Origin of the sequence: Thomasclavelia sp., assembly GCF_017889095.1 — a bacterium.
GTDB lineage: Bacteria > Bacillota_I > Bacilli_A > Erysipelotrichales > Coprobacillaceae > Thomasclavelia.
Window position 1 is genome coordinate 1 of sequence record NZ_JAGHEW010000299.1, and the last position, 7,146, is coordinate 7,146.

General features: G+C 29.9%; 8 protein-coding genes. 3 read left to right on the plus strand and 5 right to left on the minus strand.

Annotation, left to right across the window (positions count from 1 at the left end; genetic code table 11):
• The 3 genes from J7M77_RS13180 to J7M77_RS13190 form a co-directional block, all read right to left on the minus strand.
• Positions 1 to 282, minus strand: a 282-nt coding sequence (locus J7M77_RS13180; RefSeq protein WP_296879337.1) for a hypothetical protein, incomplete at its 3' end; no start/stop codon positions are given.
• Positions 266 to 1,018 (minus strand): HAD family hydrolase, encoded by a 753-nt coding sequence (locus J7M77_RS13185; protein ID WP_296879339.1) that lies wholly within the window; start codon positions 1,016 to 1,018, stop codon positions 266 to 268. The genes J7M77_RS13180 and J7M77_RS13185, both read right to left, overlap by 17 nt.
• A 36-nt stretch (positions 1,019 to 1,054) precedes the next feature.
• Entirely contained in the window at positions 1,055 to 2,287 is a 1,233-nt protein-coding gene (locus J7M77_RS13190) for an AIR synthase-related protein (RefSeq protein ID WP_296879341.1), read from the minus strand.
• A 311-nt stretch (positions 2,288 to 2,598) separates the two neighbouring features.
• Between J7M77_RS13190 and J7M77_RS13195 the strand changes: the two genes are divergently transcribed.
• The 3 genes from J7M77_RS13195 to J7M77_RS13205 are packed head-to-tail and all read left to right on the plus strand — an operon-like array spanning position 2,599 to position 4,329.
• Positions 2,599 to 2,964 (plus strand): hypothetical protein, encoded by a 366-nt coding sequence (locus tag J7M77_RS13195; protein ID WP_296879343.1) that lies wholly within the window; start codon positions 2,599 to 2,601, stop codon positions 2,962 to 2,964.
• 16 nt (positions 2,965 to 2,980) lie between these two features.
• The gene (locus J7M77_RS13200; protein WP_296879345.1) at positions 2,981 to 3,406 is read left to right on the plus strand and encodes an NfeD family protein; all 426 of its coding nucleotides are present in this window, start codon (positions 2,981 to 2,983) and stop codon (positions 3,404 to 3,406) included.
• Between the two features lie 11 nt (positions 3,407 to 3,417).
• Positions 3,418 to 4,329, plus strand: a complete 912-nt coding sequence (locus J7M77_RS13205) for an SPFH domain-containing protein (RefSeq protein ID WP_296879347.1) — start codon at positions 3,418 to 3,420, stop codon at positions 4,327 to 4,329.
• A gap of 19 nt (positions 4,330 to 4,348) precedes the next feature.
• Here J7M77_RS13205 and J7M77_RS13210 read toward each other — a convergent pair whose 3' ends face one another.
• Together J7M77_RS13210 and J7M77_RS13215 are read right to left on the minus strand one after the other, a co-directional pair.
• A complete protein-coding gene (locus J7M77_RS13210; RefSeq protein ID WP_296879349.1) occupies positions 4,349 to 5,917 on the minus strand; it encodes a DUF1593 domain-containing protein in 1,569 nt (522 codons plus the stop codon).
• Positions 5,918 to 6,045: 128 nt separating this feature from the next.
• Positions 6,046 to 7,026, minus strand: a complete 981-nt coding sequence (locus J7M77_RS13215; RefSeq protein ID WP_296879351.1) for a LacI family DNA-binding transcriptional regulator — start codon at positions 7,024 to 7,026, stop codon at positions 6,046 to 6,048.
• Positions 7,027 to 7,146 lie beyond the last annotated feature (120 nt).

Consider the following 7,146-nt stretch of genomic DNA (forward strand, 5'->3'; position numbering starts at 1 on the left):
ATTGATTTTTTCTAACGTATATTGAATGCATGCTTCATAGCTAATAGAAATAACGATAAACAAAGCAATATAATTATAAAACGCATTAATGATCATTGGAATGATCGTTACATAAACAATTCCTAAACTAACTTTAAAAAAATCTTTGACTGATTCAACGGGAAAGTTAATAATCAGTGTCAAAAAGGACATGACAATCATAAGCGACGATAAACGGATAAAACCACATCTAATGATCCTTAATAACCGACTGTCAATAATTTGATTAATTAATATTTTCATCGTCAATTAAATCAATACACTTAGCGATTGAACTAACTACATAAGTTGCCTGCTTATTTAAATCTTCATTATCACTTTCAATGATAAAACTATGATCATTAATTTCAAACATCGATAGATCATTATAAGAATCCCCAATAACATAAATATCGTTTTCATTAATATCCAATTGCCTGATTAATTCTTTGATAGCATTTTTCTTACTTACACCAGATGGTAAAATATCAATATACTGGTTATTTCGTTCAACATGAAAGTCAGAAATTTTAATTAACTGATTATAAATCTCTTCAACGATATCCATTCTTCGATCAATTACTTCAATACATATTCCTATAACATCGTAGTTTAAATTGGCATTAATGTGCTTACTTAATGTCGAGTTATAACGAGGAATATATAAAGTTCCCGCTTCAAACGATAAAGTGATACTAAGATGATCTTGATATTGGTCAATAATATCAAATATTTTAGTTGCAATATCAATTTGATCAAAACTATGTTTAATAATCGTTTGGCTTTGGTTATTTTGAATTAAAGATCCATTACATAAAATTACATAAGCATAACCAATATCAAATTGATTAGTAAAAAAACTAAACGTATTTTCATTTCGTCCGGTTGCAATAACTAACATATTACTGTTCGTAAAATCTTTTAATGCTTTTAAATCATTAGAGGCTACATCTTTACCTCGATAGATCGTCCCATCTAAATCACTAATTAATACTTTCATCAATTTCACTCCTATCTTAATAGAAGTTTCTTAGTACTAGTTCCAGTTTAAATGATTAATTAAGTCTATCTTAGTTGTTCCTGTTTTAATTTCACCAATTTTATAACAAAGAAAAGATTGGTTAATATGATCCATAACAGTTTCTTGTTTATCTGGTGATACAATTACAAGATATCCAACACCACAATTAAAAGTGTTTAACATCTCATTGTCACTTACTTTTAGATACGCTTTTAAACAATGGAATATTTTGGGTAAAACGATTTTAGCTAAATCAATTTTAGCACAAAGACCTTCCGGAATAACTCGCTTTAAATTTCGTGGAAAACCACAACCAGAAATATTAACAGCTCCTTTAAGCATCTTTTTTTCAAACAAATCAATTAAGCAATCATAATAACAAAACTGAACTTTCATAATTTCATCGATAAAACCATGATCATCAATGACTTCTTTTTTTATTTGGGGAAAAGTATTGATCAAAGAATCAATCAATGAATATCCATAATGGTGAATCCCATTTGAACCAATCGCTAAAACAACATCACCCGCACGTATATTTCTAGTATCTATTGCTTTTGAATCATCAAGAATTCCCGTTATAGTAGACGAAATAAGACACTGGTGTAATAATTCTTTTTTGATTGCACATTGACCCGTTAATCGTTTTATTTGATATTTTTTAGCCTTATCATCAAAGGTTTTAACCACTTTCTCTAAAAACTGACGATCCATATTATCTACGATTAATGATGATGTAATAAAAAGCGGTTTAGCACCAATCATTAAAATATCATTAATCAGCGTACAAATAATATCCTCAATTAATTCATCAAGATAGCCATATTCAATCGCTAATCTTTGTTTAGTTACTGGCTCTTGTACTTTCGAAACTATTTGGAGGGATTTTAATGGCAACACTTCATCTAGAGGATATGCTGCCCCACGAAATGCCGGATTATATTGATATATATAAACGATGTCTTTTAACGCATTGTTCATTAGATCAATCTTGCTAACATCAACACCAGCAAGCTGATATGAAAACGTTGGCCACTTGTCTTCACCTTTCAAGATCTCATCAACTGTTATTTGAAACAGCTTCGCTAAATCTTGTAATAAATCAACTGATGGTATCGACATTCCCGATTCCCATCTTGATATAGCCTGAAAAGAAATATTAAGCTGATTTGCAAGTTGTTTTTGCGTTAAGTTATGTAACTTTCTTTTTTCTAATAAATATAAACCAATTTTTTTATAATCTAACATTTTTCATCCCTCACTTATATTTTAAATCTTTAACCTTTGATTACCTATCATCATTTAGTTGAATTGATCTTTTGAAAATTCAATCAGTAATTGAACTAGAACTCATTATAACATAATAAAGTTTATTCAAACTTTATTATTTATTGATAAAATCAATAATAACCACAAATTTTTTTGATAAATATGGCTTTTTGTATGTGAAAACAATTTTGTTGTGTTATAATTTTTTATTGTATTAATTAATTTATTTTATAATTATATTGAATAAAAATAATTTTTATAATATAATAATCTTAGAAAGGATGATACTTATGGAATTTGAATGGTCAACAAATGACATCGCTAAAAAAACAGTTACTATTTATAGTACAAACATCACTTTGAACAAAGCTGCTTGTCGTCACTTTGAAGATGTTGATTATGTTTTACTGGGAATTGATCGTAAAAAAAACGTATTAGGAATTAAACCAGTCGGAAAAAAAGAAATAAACGAGGAAATATATCCAGAAGATCAGCTGCATCGAATTTCTATTGGAAAAAGTTATGCTCGAATTTCTAATAAAAGTTTTATTAGTGCCATTGCTGAAGAATATGGATTTGATTTAGAAAACAACAAATGTGTCAAATTTAAAGCTAAATTTGATGTTATCCATCAAATTCTATTAGTTGATCTCTAAAGGAGGGATAATTGATATGATACCTATCTGGTTAGGAATTACTATTGTCGCTGCGATAATTGAAATTCTTACTGCCGATTTAGTTAGTATCTGGTTTGCTTTTGGGGGAGTTATTGCTTTGATTAGCTGTTTACTCGGTGCTAGTCAAACAATTCAAATTGCCTTATTTGTAATCGTAAGTGTGATTACAATTATTACTGTAAGACCAATAGCTAAAAAATATTTACGCTCTAACATTGAAAAAACAAATGTAGATCGTGTAATTGGTAAACATGGTTTAGTAACGAAAACAATTACTGCCGATAATAAAGGTGAAGTTAAAGTTATGTCAACTTCATGGATGGCTACTAGTCTAGATAATTCGACTATCAATGAAGGTGATTATTGTGAAATCTTGGCTATTGAAGGGGCTCATTTAGTTGTTAAAAAAATTGAAGAATAGAGGAAATTGTTATGGATAATTTATATGTATTTGTCTTGTGGGGAATTTTAGCAATTCTAGTAATTATCATGATTGCAACAACAATTAGAATTGTACCCCAATCGAAAGCTTATGTTGTTGAACGAATCGGTGCGTATAATCGTACTTGCAATGTTGGATTGCATATCTTAATTCCATTTTTTGATCGCGTTGTTAATAAAGTTTCTTTAAAAGAACATGTTGTTGATTTTGCACCACAACCTGTAATTACCAAAGATAACGTAACAATGCAAATCGACACAGTTGTTTATTATCAAATTACCGATCCTAAATTGTTTACTTATGGTGTTGACCGTCCTATTAATGCAATTGAAAATTTAACGGCAACTACCCTTAGAAATATTATTGGGGATTTAGAATTAGATGAAACTTTAACATCAAGAGATATCATTAATTCAAGAATGCGCAGTATTCTTGATGAAGCTACTGACCCTTGGGGGATTAAAGTTCATCGTGTTGAAGTTAAAAATATTATTCCACCTCGTGATATCCAAGAAGCAATGGAAAAACAAATGCGGGCTGAACGTGAAAGACGTGAAGCAATCTTACAAGCCGAAGGTAAAAAGACAGCAGCAATTTTAAATGCTGAAGGTGATAAAGAAGCCATGATCTTACGAGCTACCGCTGATAAAGAAGCAAAAATTGCTATTGCTGAAGGGGAAGCTGAAGCTTTAAGATTAGTTTACGAAGCGCAAGCTAAAGGGATTCGTTATATTAATGATGCTAACCCTGAACAAGCTTATGTAACTTTGCAAGGATTTAAGGCATTAGAAGAATTAGCTAAAGGAAACGCTACAAAAATTATTATTCCAAGTGAGATTCAAGGTATGGCTGGTTTAGCAAGTTCATTAAAAGAATTAGTTGTTGATGACAAAAAGAAATAGGATTTTTTATCCTATTTCTTTATTTTACCGTAATAATTACCCGTTGGTAATGTTTTAATTGATGTTTGCCATCATCTTGGACTTCGACAACCATGTGGATTGTATCACCACTTTTAGCATCTTCAGGTACTGTAAAGCTCATCTTAGCTTTATTGGCATCATTGATCTTAATGGTATCAACTTTTTCATCTTTTCCTAATTGACGTTTAATATCGATTTGCATACCATCAAGATCTTCAACTTTAGCTTCAGTTGTAATTTTGCTGTCTTGATAAGTGTCCGCTTCAAAATAACGCCACCACTTATAAGTTAAATTATCATCATCCTGGTCTTTACCAACTGCACTTAAAGTAATTTCTTCACCAGCTTTAGCTTCAATATCAATACCTTCTTCAATACTTACACTTGGTGCATGATTAACCGCTTTTTCATCATCGGTTAAACACCATTCAATTCTAGCGGCAAAATCATTTTGGATATCAGTAAACCAGCGGCTTAAACTGTATTGAGCTTCAAATTCTTTAGTATATGGATTGTAATCTAAAACCGAATTAATGCCATCATCACCAAAACGACCTCCCCAGCCACCATAGCTAGGATTTTCTAAACTTCTAAGCCCTGTATCAATTAAATATAAAAATGATGGTGAATCCCCTTCAGAAATAAAATCATATTGCTGATAATTTGGATTATTAGTTAAATAATCCTGGGTTCCTCTAAGTTCATTATAATCTTCACCTTCAATGATTTTACCATCACCCATCAAAGCATAGTTTTCCATTAACGGTCCTTTATCTTTAACTAAATTTTCATAACACCAGTCAGCTTTTAAGGTATCATTTAATTCATCACTATGTAATTGCCAGACATAAGCAAAATGCCAGAAATTACTACGATCATTAACTACTTTTATATCACTCCAGTTTTTAGCGATATATTCACTATAACTTTCATCCTGATCTAAGATAATATATAAAACTAATTTATCATTAATTTTCTTTTGAATTTCTTCCCATTGATCACTGTCTTGATATTCTTCTTCAATTGATTTTAAAGCTCGAGCTGTAGTATTCGTACCACCCCAAGTTTGGACATATAAAGTACGATCATCATCATCTAAAAATAACTCTTTTAAAAACTCAGATCCTTCAGTTACTTCATCCATTTCCCCTTTATTTTTTATATTTCCAATTTTAGTTACTGAACGTAAATAATCTGGTTCTGGATAATCTTCATCGTGTGCTTTTAAATTATCATAGACTGCTTCATAATCATCTAAGAAATCATAAATCCACTGTGTTCCTGTCCAACGGAATGGTTCAATCCCTTGTTCTTGATCACCTGCATAATGATACATTGAACTAGTTAAAACAATTCCACTAATATCCATATCATTAGCATAAAGTAAAGCTCGAATAACTGAATTCATGTCATCAACTTCACCATCGGTTGTAATTACTGTTCTTGCTTTTTCTTGAACCGTTTGTTTAACTACTTCCTTATCATTCCCACTACTACAGCCAACAATTAATGTCAGCATACATAAAATAATACCTAATTTTTTTAATAAAACCACTTTTCTTTCCATCCTATTCTCCTTTCGTTTATTTTTTAGTTTAAATTACTAAACTAATTTAAACCAATATTAACTTATTTAAACTAATTTGTAAACCCTTTCATTAAAATAAAATAAAAAGTAGTAATATTTTGATATTACTACAAAGTATCACCGATAATTAATTTACAAGTTGAATATACTCTAAACTTTTGAAGATCATTTTGTTCAATTTCATCTTTTAATAACATCATTGCCAGTTTTGCCCGTTTACTATGGGCAATCTTTAAGACCGTTAAATTATAGCCGTAGCAAAAATAATCAGGAATCTCATCAATCCCAGCTAAATGAACATCTTTCTTTAATTCTAATTGGAGATCTTGAAACGCTTTGATTGCACTAATAGAAATTTGATAATTTTCACTTATTAAGACTCTTGGATATAAATTATTTTCTAAACCCTCTTTAATTACTGAATAACTAGTATCGACAGAATTGCCTGTTATATATATTTTGCCATCTAATTGATATTTAGTAATTAAAGTTTTAAAAGCTTCACGCCGCTTTTGAAAATTAAAGGTATTATCTTGATTAGCCAAATAGCCAATCTGTTTAAATCCTTTGCTTTTAATCAGTTTGATAATCTCTTTTAAGCCATGATAATTATCAATCATGACATAGCTATAATGATCATCTTGATAATCATTATCATAAATGATCGTTGGTTTATTAATCTGTTTAAACAGATTAAATGTTTCTTTATCCATTTCATTAGCAAAAATAATAATTCCCGCAATTAATGGCTGACGATATTCAATAACTAGTTTTTCTATTTCAATTAGATCATCTTCTATATAATCAATACTTAATAAATAACCGTCTTTTTTAGCTTCTTTATTAAACATCGCCAATGTATTGGTCCATAGATCGACTTCAGTTGTAGTAGGATCAATTTGCTTTCTAGCATAATTAACGATTTTAATTACCTTACTAGTAGTTATCCCATTTTCAACTTGATCAATATAATTAAAAATCAATTTTTTAGTTTCTTCACTAACACCAGGTTTATGATTTAAAGCTAATGATACTGTCGCTTTTGACAATCCTAAATCACGGGCAATTGTAGCTGCTTTAACTTTCATAGACTTACCTCCAGCTTAATTATTTTGAGTATATTCCAAATATTTTAAAAACAATAAATCTGCAATAATAAAGAAATGGGCTGTACTGCCATAAAGAATATCCGCTTTACCTACTTTAAA

Excerpts from the sequence above, each read along its gene's own strand:
- J7M77_RS13185 (WP_296879339.1), bottom strand. The coding sequence starts at position 1,018 with ATGAAAGTATTAATTAGTGATTTAGATGGGACGATCTATCGAGGTAAA.
- J7M77_RS13190 (WP_296879341.1), bottom strand. The coding sequence starts at position 2,287 with ATGTTAGATTATAAAAAAATTGGTTTATATTTATTAGAAAAAAGAAAG.
- J7M77_RS13195 (WP_296879343.1), top strand. The coding sequence starts at position 2,599 with ATGGAATTTGAATGGTCAACAAATGACATCGCTAAAAAAACAGTTACT.
- J7M77_RS13200 (WP_296879345.1), top strand. The coding sequence starts at position 2,981 with ATGATACCTATCTGGTTAGGAATTACTATTGTCGCTGCGATAATTGAA.
- J7M77_RS13205 (WP_296879347.1), top strand. The coding sequence starts at position 3,418 with ATGGATAATTTATATGTATTTGTCTTGTGGGGAATTTTAGCAATTCTA.
- J7M77_RS13210 (WP_296879349.1), bottom strand. The coding sequence starts at position 5,917 with ATGGAAAGAAAAGTGGTTTTATTAAAAAAATTAGGTATTATTTTATGT.
- J7M77_RS13215 (WP_296879351.1), bottom strand. The coding sequence starts at position 7,026 with ATGAAAGTTAAAGCAGCTACAATTGCCCGTGATTTAGGATTGTCAAAA.